Origin of the sequence: Pantoea sp. UBA5923, assembly GCF_002431095.1 — a bacterium.
In the GTDB taxonomy this organism is placed as follows: Bacteria; Pseudomonadota; Gammaproteobacteria; order Enterobacterales; family Enterobacteriaceae; genus Pantoea; species Pantoea piersonii.
Genome location: NZ_DJDN01000033.1, coordinates 88,473 through 106,865, shown reverse-complemented (window position 1 = coordinate 106,865; position 18,393 = coordinate 88,473). Strand labels below are relative to the sequence as shown.

The following is an 18,393-nucleotide window of genomic DNA, read 5'->3' as shown; positions in this document are numbered from 1 at the left end:
CGACGCCGAGAAGCTGGGCGCGCTGCTGAAAGAGAAAGAGACGCTGGTTACGGAGATCGAGCGTCTGCGCGACAAGCGCGACGACAAGCTGAGCCAGGAGGCGCAGAAGCTGCAAAATCTGCCGTTCAGCCGCGAGATTACCAAAAAAGAGCAGGCCGACATGGGCACGCTGAAGAAGAGCGTGCGCGGCCTGGTGGTCGTGCATCCGATGACCGCGCTGGGCCGCGAAATGGGTCTGAAGGTGATGACCGGCTTCGCGAAGAAGCCGTTCTGAGCCTGGGATCAGGCGGCCGCCTGATCCTCTCCGCGCTGGCCGACGGCAGCTGATACCTGCTGCGCCAGCGCATCAAGCAGTTCGTAACGTCGACGATACTCAGCCCGTTTTTTACTGGCGATCTCCTCCAGTGCTTTGCGCGGCATACTGAGCGGCAGCGCATAGAGCGCATCTTTGCGCGCTTCGCCGCCGAGCGATGTCCAGAACTCGCTGTAGCTGGCAAAGAAATAGTCGCTCTTGCTGTGGCGATAGCGCAGGCTGCGAAACACATGCGTGGTATCGCCGACGGCGACGATTTTCTCCGCCGCGCAGTGCTGCGCCAGCATACACACCACTTCCATAACGATGCGTTTGGGGAACAGCCCGTGTGCTGCTTTCGTCGCTTCGCGGATCACCTCGTTAGAGATATGTTTGCGCGGCCCCTGTAAACCGCCGATCAGCAAGGTGCGCTGGCCCGCTTCGTTCATCAGCGAAAAAGAGAGCGAGGCGATCGCCTCATGCTGGTAGTGCAGCACCAGCGTAATTTCGCCTTCGCGATCGAAACGTCCCGGGCAGGAGAAAAGCTCGAAGGTTTCATCATTTTTGCCGCGCAGCGTCGCCAGCAGATTATCGCCGGGACTTTGCAGCAGCTGCCGCAGCCGGGGATTCTGCAAAGCCGCGACCAGCTGATAGTGGTCAAGGATCGCCTGCGCGCGCGCCGCCACGCTGATCCCGGCACGCAAATAGGGACGATGCAGCTTAGCGGGCAATAAGCCCTGCACGCTCATAACCTGATGCAAATCGGGCAGCTGAGAAAGCTGGTTAAGATAACGCAGCGTCGTCACGGGAAACACCAGGGTTCTCAGGGCGAACTTCAGGCGAAAACCTTTACTCAACCACAGTTTATTAGGGATATATTTTCCGCTGACTAACCGAAAAAACAGCGAAGCCGACGACTCAAGAGCCGGCGCAGGAGTAGTTATAATAGACATGATGTAACATTCTCTTGTGGAATGTTATTTAGCCTACCTGCGTGAAATTCAACGGAAGGTTAATATCGTGAAAGGTTAAAAAACAACTGCGCGCATGTTTAGCTGCGGTTTAATTATTGCTTTTACAGGCATAAAAAAACCGGCGAATCGCTTCACCGGTTTTTGCTGTTAAACGGACAAACTTATTTTGCAGAGGCGAAACGCGCTGCGGCTTCGTCCCAGTTCACCACGTTCCAGAACGCCTTGATGTAGTCAGGGCGTTTGTTCTGATACTTCAGGTAGTAGGCGTGCTCCCACACGTCCAGGCCCAGGATCGGGTAGCCTGACGCGCCAGAAATCGCTTCGCCCATCAGCGGGTTGTCCTGGTTAGCGGTAGAGACTACAGCCAGTTTGTCGCCTTTTTTCACCAGCCACGCCCAGCCTGAACCAAAGCGGGTAGCAGCAGCTTTCTCAAACTCTTCCTGGAATTTCTCAAAGCTGCCGAAATCTTTTTCGATAGCCGCTTTCAGGTCGCCCTGCAGCGTGGTACCGGTTTTTAGGCCTTTCCAGAACAGGCTGTGGTTAGCGTGACCGCCGGCATTGTTGCGCAGCACGGTTTTTTTGTCTGCCGGAACCTGATCCAGTTTGGTGATCAGCTCGTCAACCGGCAGGTCAGCGAATTCGGTACCTTCCAGCGCGGCGTTAGCGTTGTTAACGTAGGTCTGGTGGTGTTTGGTGTGATGGATTTCCATCGTCTGCTTGTCGAAGTGCGGTTCCAGTGCGTCGTAGGCGTAAGGCAAAGATGGCAGTGAATAACTCATGTTCTTCCTCTCCATTTCATATTTGGGCGGCGGCGCCCGATGGCGTGCCGCGTAAGCAGTCGAACCATTATAGTTAAATTCATGATCCGGAAAAGGGTAATCAATGCCCTATTAAACATAAGGTTTTGATAAATCTGTTATAAACAACCTGTTGTTTTTACAGACTGCCGGTACTGCTGTGCGGCCTCAGCGTTACCGGTAATGCATTAAGCGCGGCCAGCAACCGCGTCCCTGTTTCGTCACAGGGCAGTAACAGGAGCCGCTTCGCCCCGCTAACGCAGGCGCTGCGGGTGAGTATAAACCGTGGCGCGTCCCGGTTTGCTAAAGCCCACCAGCGTAAGGTTGCAGCGTTCCGCTACTTCCACGGCAAGACGCGTCGCCGCTGAGACGGCGAACAGGATCTCAACGCCGCACATGGCGGACTTCTGCACCATTTCATAGCTGGCGCGGCTGGAGACCAGCACCGCGCCGTCGCCCCACTCCGCGCGGCTGCGATAGCCGAGCAGCTTATCCAGCGCGACGTGACGGCCCACATCTTCGCAGCCGCCCGCCAGCTCCCCGTCAGGGCGTAGCCAGGCCGCCGCATGGGTGCAGCCGGTTTGCTGGCCCACCGGCTGATAATTTTTGAGCTGGCTCAGACCGCGATCCAGCTGCGCCAGATCATAGGTCTGAGTAAAAGGCAGCGGCTGAACCGGCTTGCCAATCTGCTCCAGCTGCTCAACGCCGCATACGCCGCAGCCCGTCCGTCCCGCCAGCGCGCGACGCTGCTCTTTCAGCGCCATAAAGCGACGGCTGGAAAGCTCAATCTGCACCTCGATGCCGTTACAGCCCGGCACCACGTCCAGGCCAAAGATATCGCCCGGCGCGTCAATAATGCCTTCCGAGAGGGAAAAGCCGATAGCGAACGCCTCTAAATCTTTTGGCGTGGTCATCATCACTACGTGGGAGATGCCGTTATAAACCAGGGCGACGGGCACTTCGTCTGCCAGCCAGTCGGGCTGCGCGACGGTGAGATCGGCGCGCTGCCACACCAGCCTTTCGCTGGCGCCGGTCTGAGTTGTTAAATTTTCGCCGGTGGTTTGCGGGATAACGTTCAAGGATTACGACCTGTTATTAACAAGAAATTAAAGTGTGCGCTGCCGCACAGGCGCAGCCACGCGGCTAATTTTGCCCTGTTGTCTTCTGTAGCGCAAAAAAACCGCTATACAAATTATGCGGTGAAAAGATAGCCGATGCCGATGCGGCGCGCCTTAGTCGCGGGAATGAGAATGGTTTTCCGTTGCGCTTTAACAACCGTTTTAATTACGGAATATATTTTTATCGCTGGCCGAAAAACAGGCGGATAAAGCGACTCATCTCTAAAAGGATTTAAACAGAATTTAAAAAAAGCATTACTAAAGGCTAACTTATTGACCCCCGTCAAATAAGGCGCAGTCAGGATTGTTATTTTGCATAGCTTCGCAATGGAGCCAATAAAAGAAGAAAGAAAATGCAAATTACCAGACGGAGTTTTTTCAAAATCTGCGCTGGCGGCATGGCGGGAACCAGCGCGGCGTTGCTGGGTTTTGCCCCGGAAACCGCATTAGCCAGCGCCAGGGAATATAAGCTCATTCGCGCCAGAGAGACGCGCAATAACTGCACTTACTGTTCCGTCGGCTGCGGCATGCTGATCTACAGCCTCGGCGACGGCGCTAAAAATGCCAGCGCCGCTATCTACCATATAGAAGGCGATCCGGATCATCCGGTCAGCCGCGGCTCGCTCTGCCCCAAAGGCGCTGGCGTGCTCGACTACATCCACAGCGACCAGCGGCTGAAGTATCCAGAGTATCGCGCGCCAGGCAGCGACAAATGGCAACGCATCAGCTGGCAGGAGGCCTTTGAGCGCATCGCCCGCCTGATGAAGCAGGATCGCGACGCTCACTTCCAGCAGACCAACGCCGCGGGCGTTACGGTCAACCGCTGGCCGACCACCGCCATGTTCTGCTCGTCGGCCGCCAGCAATGAAACCGGCCTGCTCGACCATAAGTTCGCCCGCGCGCTCGGCATCGTCGCGCTGGAGAACCAGGCCCGGCTGTGCCACGGCCCGACGGTCGCCGCGCTGGCGCCCAGCTTCGGCCGAGGCGCGATGACCAATAACTGGAACGACATCAAAAACGCCGACGTGGTGCTGATCATGGGCGGCAATCCGGCAGAAGCGCACCCGGTCGGCTTTAAATGGGTAATCGAGGCGAAGAAAGGCAATAACGCGCAGGTGATTGTCGTGGATCCGCGCTTCAACCGCTCCGCCTCGGTGGCGGACCTCTATGCGCCGGTACGCGCGGGCAGCGACGTGGTGTTCCTGATGGGGGTCATCAACTATCTGTTGCAGCACAATCAGATCCAGCAACAGTACGTGCGCGCCTTTACCAACGCCGCGCTGATCGTCAGCGACGGCTACAGCTTCGAAGAGGGCCTGTTCAGCGGTTATGACGCGGCGACGCGCCAGTACGATCGCGCTGGCTGGCACTATGAGCTGGATGAGAACGGCCACGCGCGCCGCGACGACAGCTTTAGTCACCCGCGCTGCGTGTTGAATCTGCTAAAGGCGCACGCCAGCCGCTATACCCCGGAGATGGTAACGCGCCTGTGCGGCACGCCGCATGAGACCTTCCTCGCCATATGTCGGCAGCTTGCTACCACCAGCGCGCCCAACCGCACCGCCACCATCCTCTATGCGCTGGGATGGACGCACCATACGAATGGCTCGCAGATTATTCGCACCGCCGCGATGATCCAGCTGCTGCTGGGCAACATCGGCATGCCGGGCGGCGGCATTAACGCGCTGCGCGGCCACTCTAATGTGCAGGGCTATACCGATCTCGGCCTGCTGTCGCAAAGCCTGCCGGGCTACTTGCCGCTGCCGTCGGAGAAGATGGCGACGCTGGCGGACTACCTGCAAAAGGCGACGCCCGTCGCGTCGCTGCCGGGCCAGGTCAACTACTGGCAGAACACCGATAAGTTCTTTATCAGCCTGATGAAGTGCTTTTACGGCGATAACGCCACGGCGGAGAATCAGTGGGGCTACGACTGGCTACCCAAGTGGGACAAGAGCTACGACTGCATGGCCCAGGCGGAGATGATGGAGCAGGGCGTAATAAACGGCGCCCTTATTCAGGGCTTTAACCTGCTGGCCGCCTTTCCCGATAAAAATAAAGCGTGCCGCGCCCTCTCACGCCTGAAGTATATGGTTGTGATCGATCCGCTCAGCACCGAAACCGCCAGCTTCTGGCAGCCACACGGTGAATTCAACGACGTCGATCCCGCGCAGATAGCGACGGAGGTGTTCCGTCTGCCCTCCTCCTGCTTCGCCGAAGAGGATGGCTCGGTCGCCAACTCGTCGCGCTGGCTGCAGTGGCACTGGGCCGCCGCGGAGCCACCGGGCGAAGCGCTGCACGACGGCAAAATTCTCGGCAATCTCTTTTTACGCCTGCGCGAACTCTATCGTCAGGAAGGCGGCGTCGCGCCGGAACCGCTAATGGCGATGCGCTGGGACTACAGCAATCCCGCCGATCCCTCGCCGGAAGAGGTGGCGCAGGAGAGCAACGGTCGCGCCCTACAGGATGTTTACGACGCCAGCGGCAAACTGCTGCTGAAAAAGGGCCAGCAGCTTAGCTCGTTCGCCGAACTGCGTAACGACGGCAGCACCGCCAGCGGCTGCTGGATCTATGCGGGCAGCTGGACGCCGCAGGGCAACCAGATGGCGCGCCGCGATAACGCCGATCCCTCTGGCCTGGGCGCGGTTTCCGGCTGGGCCTGGGCCTGGCCGGCGAACCGCCGCATTCTCTACAACCGCGCCTCCGCCGACGAACAGGGCAAAGCCTGGGACCCGGATCGCCGTCTGATCGAGTGGGACGGCCAGCGCTGGCAGGGCATCGACGTGCCGGACTATCCGCTGACGATGGCGCCGCAGCAGCAGGCCGGGCCTTTTATCATGCAGCCGGACGGTCTGGGTCATCTCTTCGCGCTCGATAAAATGGCTGACGGGCCTTTTCCTGAGCACTATGAGCCGATGGAGAGTCCGCTGGCCGCCAATCCGCTCCATCCGCAGCAGAGCCATAGTCCGGTGGCGCGCCTCTTTACGCGCGACGCCGCACAGCTGGGCGAGGCGGCCGATTATCCCTGCGTCGCGACCACCTACTCCATCACCGAACTGTTCCGCCACTGGACGAAACATGCGTTGCTGAACGCCATCGCGCAGCCGGAGCAGTTTGTAGAGATTGGTACAGAGCTGGCGGCGGAGAAAGGCATCAAGGCGGGCGACAGCGTTAAGGTCACCTCCCAGCGCGGCTATATCAAAGCCAAAGCGGTGGTAACGCGACGTCTCCAGCGTCTGCACATTGACGGCAAACCGGTCGATACCGTCGGCATCCCCTGTCACTGGGGTTTTGAAGGCACGACGCGCAAAGGCTTCCTCGCCAATACGCTGACGCCGTCGGTGGGCGACGCTAACTCGCAAACGCCGGAATATAAAGGTTTTTTAGTGAAAGTGGAAAAGGCGTAACGGAGAACGAACATGGATTACTCCACACAGGATATTATTCGTCGCTCCGCGACCAGTTCCCTCACGCCAGCGCCGCAGGCGCGCGATCACAGGCAGCAGGTTGCCAAGCTGATCGACGTCACCACCTGCATCGGCTGTAAGGGCTGTCAGGTCGCCTGCTCGGAGTGGAACGATATCCGCGCCGAGGTTGGACACAATATCGGCATTTACGACAACCCGACCGATCTTGATGCTAAAGCCTGGACGGTTATGCGCTTCTCGGAAGTGGAAGAGAACGGCCGCCTGGAATGGCTGATCCGCAAAGATGGTTGTATGCACTGCGCCGATCCCGGCTGTCTGAAAGCCTGCCCTTCGGCGGGCGCCATCGTGCAGTACGCCAACGGCATCGTCGATTTTCAGTCCGATCACTGCATCGGCTGCGGCTACTGCATCGCGGGCTGCCCGTTTAACGTCCCGCGCATCAGCCAGCAGGATAACCGCGCTTATAAGTGCACGCTCTGCGTCGATCGGGTCAACGTGGGTCAGGAACCCGCCTGCGTCAAAACCTGTCCGACCGGCGCGATCCACTTCGGCAGTAAAGAGGAGATGCAGCAGCTGGCGACGGAGCGCGTCGCCGACCTCAGGTCGCGCGGCTTTGAAAACGCCGGTCTGTACGATCCAGCAGGCGTTGGCGGCACCCACGTTATGTATGTGCTGCACCATGCCAACAAGCCGCAGCTCTATCATGGGCTGCCGGAGAATCCCGGCATCAGCCCGACCGTAACCTTCTGGAAAGGGATCTGGAAACCGCTGGCGGCGATAGGTTTTGCCGCCACCTTCGCCGCCTCGGTGTTTCACTATGTCGGTGTAGGCCCGAATCGGGTCGAAGAGGAGCAGCATAAGGAAGAGGAAGAATGAAAAAAAGCGATCGCATCATACGTTACCGCGCGCCGGAGCGTATCAACCACTGGATTGTCGCCTTCTGTTTTGTGCTTTTGGCCCTGAGCGGACTGGGTTTTCTCTTTCCCTCCTTCAACTGGCTGCTGAATGTGCTGGGCACGCCGCAGCTGGCGCGCATCCTGCACCCCTTTATCGGCGTAACCATGTTCGTCGCCTTTATGCTGATGTTTTTCCGCTACTGGCATCACAACCTGCTGGATAAAGAGGACCTGCTGTGGGCGCGCAATATCCACAAAATTGCCCTTAATGAAGAGGTCGGCGATACTGGCCGCTATAATTTTGGCCAGAAGTGTGTGTTCTGGGCTGCTATCATCAGCTTAGTGCTGCTTCTGCTCAGCGGCGTAGCGATCTGGCGTCCCTGGTTTGCTGGTGCTTTCAGCATCCCGCTGATCCGCGCGGCGCTGCTGGTGCATTCTCTCTCCGCCGTGGGCCTGATTCTGGTGATCATGGTGCACGTTTATGCGGCGCTGTGGGTTAAAGGCACCATTACGGCGATGGTCGAAGGCTGGGTAAGCTCCGCCTGGGCGAAGAAGCACCATCCCCGCTGGTACCGCGAGCAGCGTAACCGCTCACTACAACAGGAAAAACGCCCCTGATGAGTATTCGCATCATCCCCCAAGACCAGCTGGAGAAGAGCGAAAAAACCACGGCGGATACCATTCCGCCGTTACTTTTTCCACGGCTGAAAAATCTTTATAGCCGCCGCGCCGCGCGCCTGCGCGAGCTGGCGGCAAAGAATCCCCTTGGCGACTATCTGCGTTTCGCCGCCAAGATCGCGCAGGCGCAGGAGATCGTGCTGTATGACCATCCGCTGCACCAGGATCTCTACGATCGTCTGGTGCAGAGCGCCGCCGAGGGCAAACCACCGCTGGATATTCACACGCTGCCGCGCGATGGGCACTGGCAGCGTCTGCTGCACTCGCTTATCGCCGAGCTGAAGCCGGAGATGACCGGCCAGGCGCTGGCGGTGCTGGAGAATCTGGAAAAAACCGCCGCGGGCGAGCTGGAAATCCTGGCCAGCGCGCTGCTGGCGGGCGAGTTCGCGCTGGTCAGCAGTGATAAAGCGCCCTTTATCTGGGCCGCGCTGTCGGTTTACTGGGCGCAGATGGCGGCGCTGATCCCGGGCAAAGCGCGCGCCGAATATGGCGAACAGCGGCAGTTCTGCCCGGTGTGCGCCAGCATACCGGTCACAAGCGTCGTGCATCTCGGCACGCAGCAAGGGCTGCGCTATCTGCACTGCAACCTGTGCGAAAGCGAATGGTATGTGGCGCGCAGCAAGTGCAGCAACTGCGAGCAGACGCGCGATCTGCACTACTGGTCGCTGGACAGCGAGAAGGCGTCGGTGAAAGCAGAGAGCTGCGGCGACTGCGGCACCTATCTGAAGATGCTTTATCAGGAAAAGGATCCGGCGCTGGAGCCGGTGGCAGACGATCTCGCCTCGCTGGTGCTGGATGCGCGCATGGAGCAGGAGGGGTTCTCCCGCAGCAGCCTGAATCCCTTTCTTTTTCCCGATGAGAGCTGACTAACCCTTTGATGGCGGAGAAGAGTGATGAAACTGATCGGCAGCTATACCAGCCCATTTGTACGAAAAATATCGGTCATTCTGCTGGAAAAAGGCATTGTATTTGAATTCGTTAACGATGCGCCTTACAGCCCCGATAGCCACGTCTCGCTCCATAATCCGCTGGGCAAGGTGCCGACGCTGATTGACGATCAGCAGCAGGCCTGGTTCGACTCCTCAATCATCGCACAGTATCTGGAACTGCGCGGCGATGCGCCCGCGCTGCTGCCGGACGACGCCTGGCTGGCGCTGCATATTCGCCAGGTTGAGCGTCTGGCGGACGGCGTCAGCGACTGCGCCAGCATTATCGTGCGCGAGAAGCTGCGCGCTCCGGAGCAGCAGTCCACTGAGGTGCTGACGCGCCACCGGGAAAAAATCCTGCGCGGGCTGGATAAGCTTGAAACGATTGCGGCGGAAGGACGCTTGCTAAACAGCGGCACGCTTAATCTGGCCGATATCGCCACGGGCTGCATGATCGGCTACATCAACTTCCGTCATGTGGTGCCGAACTGGTGCGTGGATCGCCCGGCGCTGGTGAAGCTGGCGGAGAATCTGTTCCAGCGCGAAAGCTTTGCGCGCACCGCACCGCCGGCTGCCTAGCGGTCTGTGACGATGATGTTCGCCTAAAAGCAAAAGGGACGATTTCTCGTCCCTTTTTTCATTACATAAACCGCTTACTGCAACAGCGAAATATCCGCCACCTGCAGGAACAGCTCGCGCAGCTTCGCCAGCAGCGTCAGGCGATTCACCCGCACCGCCTGATCGTCGGCGTTCACCATCACTTTGTCGAAGAAGTTATCGACGGCTTCGCGCAGCTGCGCCAGTTCGATCAGCGCATCCTGATAGCGACCTTCAGCGAAGTACGGCTGCAGTTTGTCACCCAGCGCGGTAACAAAGGTCGCCAGCTGGATCTCTTCGTTCTCCTTCAGCAGCGACGCCTGCACGCACTCATTCAGCGTTTCGGTCGATTTCGCCAGAATATTGGAGACGCGCTTGTTCGCCGCCGCCAGCGCCGCCGCTTCGTCGAGCGTGCGGAAGTGCGACACCGCCTTCATACGCGCATCGAAATCAGCCGGGCGAGTCGGACGACGCGCCAGCACTGCCTGCAGCGTATCGACGCTGTGGCCCTCTTCCTGATACCAGGTGCGGAAACGGCCCAGCATAAAGTCGATGACGTCATCTACAACGTTGGCGTTGCTCAGCTTGCTGCCGTACAGACGCACCGCTTCTTCCGTCAGGGTTTGCAGATCGAGCGGCAGGTTCTTCTCTACGATGATGCGCAGCACGCCCAGCGCGGCGCGGCGCAGCGCAAACGGATCTTTGTCGCCTTTCGGATGCTGACCGATGCCGAAGATGCCCGCCAGGGTATCCATTTTGTCGGCGATCGCCAGCGCGCAGGCCACTGGATTAGAGGGCAGATCGTCGCCGGCGTAGCGCGGCTGATACTGCTCATTGAGCGCCACCGCCACATCTTCAGCTTCGCCGTCGTGACGCGCGTAGTGCATCCCCATCACGCCCTGGGTGTCGGTAAACTCAAACACCATATTAGTCATCAGGTCGCATTTGGAGAGCAGACCGGCGCGCGTCGCATGATTCACGTCCGCGCCGATTTGCGCGGCGATCCAGCCCGCCAGCGCCTGAATACGGTCGGTCTTGTCGCGCAGCGTGCCCAGCTCTTTCTGGAACAGTACGGTTTCAAGACGCGGCAGATGATCTTCCAGACGCTTTTTACGGTCGGTATTAAAGAAGAATTCAGCATCCGCCAGACGTGGGCGCACGACCTTCTCGTTACCGGCGATAATCTGCTGAGGATCGCTCGATTCGATATTGGTGACGAAGATAAAGTTCGGCAGCAGCTTGCCCGCGTCGTCGTAGACCGGGAAATACTTCTGATCGCCCTTCATGGTGTAGACCAGCGCTTCCGCCGGCACCTTGAGGAATTTCTCCTCAAAGGTTGCCGTCAGCACGACCGGCCACTCGACCAGCGAGGTCACCTCTTCCAGCAGGCTGTCGCTCAGGTCGGCATTGCCGCCCAGCTGGCGCGCCGCCGCTTCCGCATCGGCTTTGATCTGCGCCTTACGCACTGCGTAATCGGCGATGACTTTGCCGCGCGTTTCCAGGATGTCAGGATACTGGTCGGCGTGGTCGATGGTGAACTCAGGCTCGCCCATAAAGCGGTGACCGCGAATAGTGCGTCCTGCTTCAATGCCGAGAATCGTGGCCGGGATCAGCTCGTCGTCCAGCAGCAGCGTCACGGTGTGCACCGGACGCACAAACTGCACGTCGCTCGCACCCCAGCGCATCAGTTTCGGGATCGGCAGCTTGCCGAGCGCGGTAGCAATCATGCCGGGCAGCAGCGACTGGGCGGATTCGCCTTTCACCTGCGCGCGGTAAACCAGCCATTCGCCTTTATCGGTGCTCAGGCGCTCAGCCTGATCGACAGTGATGCCGTTGCCGCGCGCCCAGCCTTCCGCCGCTTTGGTCGGATTGCCGTCGGCGTCAAAGGCAGCGGACACGGCCGGGCCGCGTTTTTCGACTTCGCGATCGGGCTGCGCGGCGCTCAGCTTAGCCACTTTCAGCGCCAGACGGCGCGGCGCGGCATACCAGCGCACTTCGCCGTGTGCCAGACCGGCGCTATCCAGCTCGGCGGTTACCTGTGCAGCAAAGGCTTCGGCCAGGCTGCGCAAAGCTTTCGGCGGCAGCTCTTCGGTGCCGATTTCCACCAGAAACGTTTTTTCAGTCATGGCTGCCTCTTACTTGTTGTTATTGCACATCGGGAAGCCCAGCGCCTCGCGGGAGGCGTAGTAGGCTTCAGCCACGGCTTTGGTCAGGGTGCGGATGCGCAGAATATAGCGCTGGCGCTCGGTCACGGAGATCGCCTTGCGCGCGTCCAGCAGGTTAAAGCTGTGCGCGGCTTTCAGGATGCGCTCATAGGCCGGCAGCGGCAGCGGTTTTTCCAGTGCCAGCAGCTGCTGCGCCTCTTTCTCGTAGTGCTCGAAGCAGGTAAAGAGAAAATCGACGTCGGCGTATTCGAAGTTGTAGGTGGACTGCTCTACTTCGTTCTGATGGAACACGTCGCCATAGGTGGTTTTACCCAGCGGGCCGTCGCTCCAGACCAGATCGTAAACGCTGTCAACGCCCTGGATATACATCGCCAGTCGCTCAAGGCCGTAGGTGATCTCGCCGGTCACCGGCTTACACTCCAGGCCGCCCACCTGCTGGAAGTAGGTAAACTGCGTCACTTCCATGCCGTTGAGCCACACTTCCCAGCCGAGACCCCAGGCGCCCAGCGTCGGGTTTTCCCAGTTATCTTCCACGAAGCGAATATCATGCACAGTAGGATCGATGCCTAACTCTTTCAGCGATCCGAGATACAGCTCCTGAATGTTGTCCGGCGACGGCTTGATGATCACCTGGAACTGGTAGTAGTGCTGTAAGCGGTTCGGGTTTTCGCCGTAGCGGCCGTCGGTAGGTCGACGCGACGGTTGCACGTAGGCTGCGGCAATCGGCTCTGGTCCGAGTGCGCGCAGGCAGGTCATAGGGTGTGAAGTGCCAGCGCCCACTTCCATGTCCAGCGGCTGAACGATGGTGCAGCCCTGACGCGCCCAGTAATCCTGCAATGTCAGGATCAGGCCCTGAAAGGTTTTGGTATCAAACTTTTGCATGATGATTTCGCACGCGAGTCGGGTAGATGAAAAAAGAGTGCGACAGTATACCCTTTGACCGCGCGATGTGCAGCCGGAAATCCTGCCGGGCGTCGCGTCGCCAGACGGCTCCGAATCCTGACGCGAAAAGTTGTCGCGCGCATCGCGACTGTCTACCCTTCTTCGCACTAATGTGATGCGCAAGAGGACCCGATGTCGCAAAAGATTTGCTGGATCGACAATTTACGCGCGGTCGCCTGTTTGATGGTGATCGTGATCCATACCACCACCTGGTATATCACCGGCCCGATGGCGGTGACCGGTCACTGGTGGGATATCGCCAACCTGCTTAATTCAGCGTCGCGCGTCTGCGTGCCGCTCTTTTTTATGATCTCCGGCTACCTGTTCTTCGGCGAACGCAGCGCGCAGCCGCGCCATCTGCTGCGGCTGGTGCTCTGTCTGCTGTTCTACAGCGCGGTCGCGCTGGCCTATATCACCTGGCTGACGCCCATCAGCGAGGGGCGCTCGCTACTGAAGATGCTGCAAAAGCCGGTGTTTTATCATTTGTGGTTTTTCTTTGCGCTGATTGGCATCTATCTGCTGTCGCCGCTGATTCAGGTGAAAGCGGTGCAGGCGCGCTATGTGACGCTGCTGGTTTTGGTGCTGGCGGTGCTGGCGAACCCGAACACGGTGGATCAGGCGGTCGGCCCCTTTCACTGGCTACCGGTGAATCTCTACGTCAGCGGCGACAGCATCTATTACCTGCTCTACGCCCTGCTGGGACGCGCTATCGGCACCATGGAAACCGAAAAACGCGGCGTGACGCCGCTGGCGGCGGGGCTGTTCATCGCCTGCGTTATCGGCATTACGTTAGGAACAAAACAGGCGCTGATCGCCAACGGCGCGTTCAACGATCGCTGGTATCTCTACTGCGGCCCGCTGGTGTTTATCGCCGCCATCAGCCTGCTGGTGCTGTTCAAGAATGCGCTGAGCGCCCGGACGCTGCCGGTGCTCGGCACGCTTTCTCGTTATTCGCTGCCGATCTACGGCTTTCACGCGCTCTTTATCCACTTCCTGCGCACCCGCCACTATGACGATATGTCGCGGCCGCTGCTCGATCTCCCCTGGGTGTTCGGCGTGACGCTGGGGGGCAGTCTGCTGCTGGCGATGGGTCTTCAGCGTCTCGATAAGCGTCACTGGGTAAGTTGATCGCGCCAGCGGTCACGGGCGCGTCGCAGCTGGCGCGCCGAAGAGAAACCCGCCGCCAGCGCCGCTTTTTCCGCGCCTTCGCCCTGCTGCTGGCGCTGGCGCGCGATGCCCAGCCGCAGCTGCTCGTGGTATTCACGCACGCTGATACCCAGATGCTGCCGGAACAGGCGCGCCAGATGGCGGCCGCTGACGTGAACGCGTGCGGCGAGATCCTCCAGCGACCAGCCGCGCTCGGGATGCGCGATCATCACGTCCTGCGCCCGGTGTATCGCCGGGTGCAGATGATTGCGATAGCGCAGCCAGGGCGACAGCTGCGGATCGTCGCCGGAGCGGCGGAACCACACCACCATGTCACGCGCCACCTCCAGCGCGATCTGCGCGCCGCACAGCCGGTTAATCAGGTGTAAGGAGAGGTCGATCCCGGCGGTGATACCTGCGCTGGTCCAGATATTGCCGTCATCGACAAAGACGCGATTCTCCTTTACCAGCGCGGCGGGCGCGGCAGATTTCAGGCGTGACAGCACATCGTGATGGGTCGTGCACTGCACGCCGTCGAGCAAACCGGCCTCTGCTGCCAGCAGCGCGCCGGAACAGACGCAGATAAGGGAAAACTGCTGCGCGCGCAGCAGCGGCTGCTGTCGTTGCAGCCAGCGCCGCGCCATCTCCGCCTGCGGCGTAGCGAACCAAACTGCAGAATCATAAACTCCCGGCACCACCAGCAGGCTGTCGGGCGGCAGGCTTTCCGGCAGCGGCTCGATGCCGGCGATGGTCATCTGCGTGGAGCTTAAAACGGCCTCCTGCGGGCCGATATAGCGCAGCGTAAAGCGATCTCCCGCCAGCCGCAGCGTCTCCGCCGGTCCGGTCAGGTCGAGCGCCATCACGCCGGGCAGGGTAAGAAACAGGACGGTTTGCGGCATTGCGGCGTTCCTTGTTGTCAGACGCGCGCCAGGCACGCTTCCACGCTCACTATCTCGGCAAAGCGGTTGACCAGCACAGTTTCGGTACGGTGAATAAGCTCGGCGCTGCTGAGCGTAATGCCGTTGTGCGTCATCGGGAAAGTCAGGGTCGCTTCGCTGACAAACAGTACCTTAAAACCGAGATCGGACGCCACGCGCGCAATGGTTTCGCAGCACTGTTCGCTGCGGATGCCGCTGATAATCAACGTATCGATCGCCTGCTCGTTCAGCCAGGGCAGCAGACCCGATTCGGTCAGGGCGTTGTGAACCCGTTTCTGGACGCTCAGCGTCGCCTTGTGCTGCAAAAATTCCATTCGCTTCACCCAGCCGGACGCCAGTGCGAAGGGGCCTTCCGGCGCGACGTGAAACACGTCCACCACCGGGATCCCTTTCGCCTGGCAGCCTGCGATCAGCGCGCTGATGTGGCGCTGAAACGCCGGAAAGTCATCTTCCTGCCAGAAATCACGGTGGAGAAAAGATTGCTGAACATCAATTACCAACAGAGCTGCCTGCGCCATTTTGCGCCTCCTGAGATATGAACCCAGGCCCATCATGACGGGCCTGGAGCACAGCAGGAAGGCCAAATCGGGACAGGATAGCGACAGCGCGGGACAGGCTTACTGCATCAACGGCGCAAGCTGCGTATAGAGACGAGCAAAGGTGTCGCGCAGCGGCTGATAGCGCTGATGGTTCGCCGCATCAGGCTGATGGCGCTGCACCCGCGTTAAGGCGGGCAGCGTCGCCTGCGGTTCGATCGCCAGCTGCGCCAGACGCGCCGCGCCCAGCGCCGGGCCGACTTCACCGCCCTGACAGTAATCGAGCGTCTGACCGCTGATATCGGCCAGCATCTGCCGCCACAGCGCGCTGCGCGCGCCGCCGCCGATCAGCATAATGCTGGAGGGCGTGACGCCGCACTCGTGCACCGCATCCATGCCCTGCGCCAGCGCATAGCCGACCCCTTCCAGCACCGCCCGCGCCAGCTCTGGCCGACGGTGCTGATGCGTCAGGCCGAAAAAGACACCTGTCGCCTGCGGGTTGTTGTGCGGCGTGCGCTCGCCGGAAAGATAGGGCAGAAACCACAGCGGCGGCGCGCTTTCATCGGCGCGCTCCGCTTCCGCCAGCAGCTGCGGCACGTCTGCGCAGCCGGTCAGCGCTGCGGCCCAGTCGAGGCAGGCGGCGGCGCTGAGTATGACCGACATCAGATGCCAGCGCTGCGGCAGCGCATGGCAGAAGCTGTGCACCGCGCGCTGCGGGTTGCTCAGGTAGCCGTCGCTTACCACGAAATAGACGCCGGAGGTACCGAGCGACAGCATGCCCTGCCCTGGCTCGGTCATCCCAACGCCCACCGCGCCCGCGGCGTTGTCGCCGCCGCCCGCCACTAGCGGCACCGGCGGCAAGCCCCAGCGCGCCGCAATCTCGCGGCTTAGCGAACCGGTTATGGCGTTACCTTCGAACAGCTGCGGCATCTGGTCGCGCGTCAGCCCGCAGGCGTCGAGCATAACGTCGCTCCAGTCGCGCCGCGCCACGTCCAGCCACATCGTGCCCGCCGCGTCGGACATGTCGCTGGCGAAGTCGCCGCTCAGCCGCCAGCGCAGATAATCTTTTGGCAGCAGCACCTTCGCCACCCGTTGAAAAATCTCCGGTTCATGCTGCCGCACCCACAGCAATTTGGGCGCGGTAAAGCCTGGCATCATCAGGTTGCCGGTGATCTGACGCGATTCCGGCACGCGCTGCTCCAGCTCGCGGCACTGTTCGCCGCTGCGTCCGTCATTCCATAAAATGGCCGGGCGCAGTACCTGATGCGCGGCGTCCAGCAGCGTCGCGCCGTGCATCTGACCGCTCAGGCCGATGGCTCTGACCTCGCTCAGGCTGTGCTGCTGCGCCAGCGCCTGCATCGCCCGATCGGTCGCCAGCCACCAGCTTTCGGGATCCTGCTCGCTCCAGAGCGCGTGCGGACGCGACACCTGCAGCGGCGCGCTGCTTACCGCCGCCACCTGCCCCTGCGCGTCCAGCAGCGCTACCTTGACCCCGGACGTGCCTAAATCGATCCCGATATACATGCCTTACTCCCGGTTATCTCAGAAATCATAAAGATAGTGGTTTACCAGGTTTTCCAGCTGCTCCTGGCGACCGCTGTGATGCTGCGGATTAAACTGCTGCTGCTGAGCATGCGCCGCCAGCGAAGCGAGGGAAAATTCTCCTTTCAGGATTTGCTGGCCGAACTCACCATTCCAGCCGCTGTAACGCTGCGCCACGCGCTTGTCCAGCTCGCCCGCTTCCACCATACGCGCCGCTGCCTTCAGCGCCAGCGCCATCGTGTCCATCGCGCCGATATGGCCGTAGAAGAGATCGTATTTGTCGGTGCTCTGGCGACGCACTTTGGCGTCGAAGTTCAGCCCGCCGGTAGTGAAGCCGCCCGCTTTAATAATTTCGTACAGCACCAGCGCATTCTCTTCGACGCTGATCGGGAACTGGTCGGTATCCCAGCCGCACTGTATGTCGCCGCGGTTGGCATCCACCGAGCCGAAAATACCCAGCGCGATGGCGGTAGCGATCTCATGATGAAACGAGTGACCCGCCAGCGTGGCGTGGTTCGCCTCGACGTTCACCTTGATCTCTTTTTCCAGGCCAAACTGCTTCAGAAAGCCGTAAACCGTCGCCACGTCATAATCATACTGATGTTTGGTCGGCTCCTGGGGTTTCGGCTCGATGAGCAGCGTGCCCTGGAAGCCGATTTTATGTTTGTGCTCCACCACCATCTGCATAAAGCGGCCAATCTGTTCGCGCTCCTGGCGCAGATCGGTATTAAGCAGGGTTTCATAGCCCTCGCGGCCGCCCCACAGCACGTAGTTTTCGCCGCCCAGCGTCTGCGTCGCCTGCATGGCGCTACAAACCTGGCTCGCCGCCCAGGCGAAGACTTCCGGATCGGGACTGGTCGCCGCGCCTGCGCCGTAGCGCGGATGGGTAAAGCAGTTGGCGGTGCCCCACAGCAGCTTCACGCCGCTCTCCTGCTGTTTTTCCAGCAGCTTGTCGGTCATCACCGCAAAATTTTCCTGATAGCTGCGCAGCGAGTCCCCTTCCGGCGCGACGTCAACGTCGTGGAAGCAGTAGTAAGGCACGTTCAGCTTGTGGAAGAACTCAAACGCCACGTCTGCCTTCAGCTTTGCCAGCTGCAGCGCGTCGCCGCTCTTTTGCCACGGACGGTCAAAAGCGCCGACGCCGAACATATCCGCGCCGTTCCAGCAGAAGGTATGCCAGTAGCAGGCGGCGAAACGCAGGTGTTCGGCCATGGTCTTGCCAAGAATAACTTCGTCAGGATTGTAATGACGAAAAGCCAGTGGATTGGTGCTCTTTACCCCTTCAAAACGAACGCGTTCGATCTGGTCGAAATAGGCGTGCATGTTTCGCTCCTCAGCGTGAAAATCCGGACAGTCGGCCGTGAGCCTTTATATTGCTTGCGCCTTTTCTGCTGGCTCAATTACGATATTTCACACCCAGA

The 18,393-nt window shown here is 60.1% G+C and carries 16 protein-coding genes; 7 read left to right on the top strand and 9 right to left on the bottom strand.

Annotated features, from left to right (window positions below; genetic code table 11):
• Window positions 1-274 (top strand): YibL family ribosome-associated protein (locus B3797_RS08865; protein ID WP_311790902.1); only part of this gene is annotated, 274 nt, incomplete at its 5' end.
• Window positions 275-282: 8 nt separating this feature from the next.
• Here the strand turns inward: B3797_RS08865 and B3797_RS08860 are convergent.
• The 3 genes from B3797_RS08860 to fdhD form a co-directional block, all read right to left on the bottom strand.
• Window positions 283-1,245, bottom strand: coding sequence for a VirK/YbjX family protein (locus tag B3797_RS08860; protein ID WP_311790901.1), 963 nt, complete (start codon window positions 1,243-1,245; stop codon window positions 283-285).
• A 182-nt stretch (window positions 1,246-1,427) separates the two neighbouring features.
• On the bottom strand, window positions 1,428-2,045 hold the full coding sequence (sodA, locus tag B3797_RS08855) for a superoxide dismutase [Mn] (RefSeq protein ID WP_311790900.1): 618 nt from the start codon (window positions 2,043-2,045) through the stop codon (window positions 1,428-1,430).
• A gap of 272 nt (window positions 2,046-2,317) precedes the next feature.
• Entirely contained in the window at window positions 2,318-3,133 is an 816-nt protein-coding gene (fdhD, locus tag B3797_RS08850) for a formate dehydrogenase accessory sulfurtransferase FdhD (protein ID WP_409373370.1), read from the bottom strand.
• Between the two features lie 401 nt (window positions 3,134-3,534).
• Here fdhD and fdnG point away from each other — a divergent pair, with 401 nt between their 5' ends.
• The 5 genes from fdnG to B3797_RS08825 are packed head-to-tail and all read left to right on the top strand — an operon-like array spanning window position 3,535 to window position 9,685.
• The gene (gene fdnG, locus B3797_RS08845; RefSeq protein ID WP_311790899.1) at window positions 3,535-6,585 is read left to right on the top strand and encodes a formate dehydrogenase-N subunit alpha; all 3,051 of its coding nucleotides are present in this window, start codon (window positions 3,535-3,537) and stop codon (window positions 6,583-6,585) included.
• 12 nt (window positions 6,586-6,597) lie between these two features.
• Window positions 6,598-7,482 (top strand): formate dehydrogenase subunit beta, encoded by an 885-nt coding sequence (fdxH, locus tag B3797_RS08840; protein ID WP_311790898.1) that lies wholly within the window; start codon window positions 6,598-6,600, stop codon window positions 7,480-7,482.
• Window positions 7,479-8,120: a formate dehydrogenase cytochrome b556 subunit gene (gene fdoI, locus B3797_RS08835; protein ID WP_311784367.1), complete on the top strand. Its 642-nt coding sequence runs from the start codon at window positions 7,479-7,481 to the stop codon at window positions 8,118-8,120. The genes fdxH and fdoI overlap by 4 nt, the downstream gene beginning before the upstream one ends.
• A complete protein-coding gene (gene fdhE / locus B3797_RS08830; protein WP_311790897.1) occupies window positions 8,120-9,046 on the top strand; it encodes a formate dehydrogenase accessory protein FdhE in 927 nt (308 codons plus the stop codon). The genes fdoI and fdhE overlap by 1 nt, the downstream gene beginning before the upstream one ends.
• 27 nt (window positions 9,047-9,073) lie before the next feature.
• On the top strand, window positions 9,074-9,685 hold the full coding sequence (locus B3797_RS08825) for a glutathione S-transferase (protein WP_311784365.1): 612 nt from the start codon (window positions 9,074-9,076) through the stop codon (window positions 9,683-9,685).
• Between the two features lie 74 nt (window positions 9,686-9,759).
• Here the strand turns inward: B3797_RS08825 and glyS are convergent, their stop codons facing one another.
• Together glyS and glyQ are read right to left on the bottom strand one after the other, a co-directional pair.
• Window positions 9,760-11,829 carry a glycine--tRNA ligase subunit beta gene (gene glyS / locus B3797_RS08820; protein WP_311790896.1) on the bottom strand — a complete coding sequence of 690 codons (2,070 nt, stop codon included), beginning with the start codon at window positions 11,827-11,829 and terminating at the stop codon, window positions 9,760-9,762.
• A gap of 9 nt (window positions 11,830-11,838) precedes the next feature.
• Window positions 11,839-12,750, bottom strand: coding sequence for a glycine--tRNA ligase subunit alpha (glyQ, locus tag B3797_RS08815; protein WP_311784361.1), 912 nt, complete (start codon window positions 12,748-12,750; stop codon window positions 11,839-11,841).
• A 192-nt stretch (window positions 12,751-12,942) separates the two neighbouring features.
• On the opposite strand from glyQ, the gene B3797_RS08810 reads away from it, so the two are divergent.
• Window positions 12,943-13,938, top strand: a complete 996-nt coding sequence (locus tag B3797_RS08810) for an acyltransferase (RefSeq protein WP_311784360.1) — start codon at window positions 12,943-12,945, stop codon at window positions 13,936-13,938.
• Here B3797_RS08810 and B3797_RS08805 read toward each other — a convergent pair.
• The 4 genes from B3797_RS08805 to xylA all read right to left on the bottom strand — a co-directional run bounded on the left by B3797_RS08805 (window position 13,923) and on the right by xylA (window position 18,295).
• Entirely contained in the window at window positions 13,923-14,855 is a 933-nt protein-coding gene (locus B3797_RS08805) for a GlxA family transcriptional regulator (protein ID WP_311790895.1), read from the bottom strand. The genes B3797_RS08810 and B3797_RS08805 overlap by 16 nt on opposite strands.
• A gap of 17 nt (window positions 14,856-14,872) precedes the next feature.
• Window positions 14,873-15,412, bottom strand: a complete 540-nt coding sequence (locus tag B3797_RS08800; RefSeq protein WP_311790894.1) for an isochorismatase family protein — start codon at window positions 15,410-15,412, stop codon at window positions 14,873-14,875.
• Between the two features lie 99 nt (window positions 15,413-15,511).
• Window positions 15,512-16,954 (bottom strand): xylulokinase, encoded by a 1,443-nt coding sequence (gene xylB, locus B3797_RS08795; RefSeq protein WP_311790893.1) that lies wholly within the window; start codon window positions 16,952-16,954, stop codon window positions 15,512-15,514.
• An 18-nt stretch (window positions 16,955-16,972) separates the two neighbouring features.
• Complete coding sequence (gene xylA / locus B3797_RS08790; protein WP_311790892.1) at window positions 16,973-18,295, bottom strand: xylose isomerase; 1,323 nt, start codon at window positions 18,293-18,295, stop codon at window positions 16,973-16,975.
• Window positions 18,296-18,393 lie beyond the last annotated feature (98 nt).